This window comes from Rhizobium sp. PDO1-076, from assembly GCF_000247475.1.
Lineage (GTDB): Bacteria > Pseudomonadota > Alphaproteobacteria > Rhizobiales > Rhizobiaceae > Allorhizobium.
The window spans coordinates 1-1,325 of sequence record NZ_AHZC01000281.1 but is presented as its reverse complement, the minus strand read 5'-3'; the positions used below and the strand labels follow the sequence as shown (position 1 = coordinate 1,325).

Sequence of the window (1,325 nt, the reverse complement as noted above, 5' to 3'; positions counted from 1 at the left end):
TATAAGGCCGCGCACAGAGGTCTCATAAGACGGGACGAACGCTCCAGGCTTCGGCTTGCTCGCCGGCTTCGTGCGCGCGTAGCCCGACGGAAGCGAGAGACGGCAGATCTTCGAAACTGTATCACGGCTCAAACCGAAGACCCGAGAGGCCTCGCGGCAGCTGTGACCCTCGACGAAAACACACCGGCGAACGGCAGCATAACTCTCCACGACAAACAGCGCCGGCCACCCGCAAAATGAGGACAACCTAATCACTGGCCGGAATTTACTCCGCCCCGCCAGCCAATATGCCGGCGTTCATTGGTAGATTTTGTCGCCGCCCTGCCCACACGTCCGGCCCCCCACACGTCGGGCCCGGTGAAACCAAGGCAGGCTAAAGCTGCGGCCGAGAGCCACCTGACCGGCCGGCACAGTCGCCAGACGAGCCTTCTTCCACGACCCCGGCCGATACACGGCCGAACTATATACCGTGATACCGTGCCGGATTCAAAATCCCGGGCGCCATCCACGATGCACACGCAAAAACCGATACCGGGCCAAAACCGTCAGGCCGCGCAAACGAACCGCCTGAGCATTGTTCGGCAATGCCTAATTTTTTTGAGTGTAATAAACACTACAGCAGGCAGCATTCACTCTCGGTAGTCTCCAGCCGAAAGCCGTTGACCACTCGATCTTCAACAATTGTTAAGATTTGCATCCTTGCACAGTCCTTTGCCGCAGGCAAGCCAACCACGTAGGAAATCACTGATGGCGCCAAAAATCCTCCCGACAAAAGCAGGTTCCGTGCCATCCGCGTCGACTGGCCATGCAAATCAGCCAAAGTCTACCGTAGGCCAGAAGGACAGCATTTTTAATAGCCGTGGGACTACACTCGTGGCTGGGGACCCCCCCCCAAGCGTTCATAGCTTACGAAGAGGCAATTGCCAGATTAAACGACAAAAAATCAAACGCTGGCCATATGCGAGAATCCTTCTGGCTTCCTCCGGTAAAAAAAGACGGCCCCGACTCCGCTCTGCTCAGGTGCTTTGGCGACACTCCGGAGCCGCTGAAAACACCCCCAGGTAAAAAACCCACGAGGAAGCCGAATGCCGGAACGTTCGTGCTCGATGCTGACTACCCGCTCGAACCCGATGCCTGCAAAAAAAAGGAAGCTGATTTTCGGCAGAAAGGTGACAAGTGGCGTGAGGATAACCGCATGGCAATGATCAGGAAACCACGAAGGGGCGATACGCGCAACGCAACAACAGAAATTCCATGCGAACGGCTGGGACGACCCATCCCCCCCTGCAGAGCCAAGCCTCCCTGCGCGGGGGGCTTTGGGGTCT

General features: G+C 57.3%; 1 pseudogene. It reads right to left on the bottom strand.

What is annotated here, in order from left to right:
• Positions 1–219: pseudogene (locus PDO_RS29130) on the bottom strand (helix-turn-helix domain-containing protein); the annotation flags it as partial.
• Between the last annotated feature and the right edge of the window lie 1,106 nt (positions 220–1,325).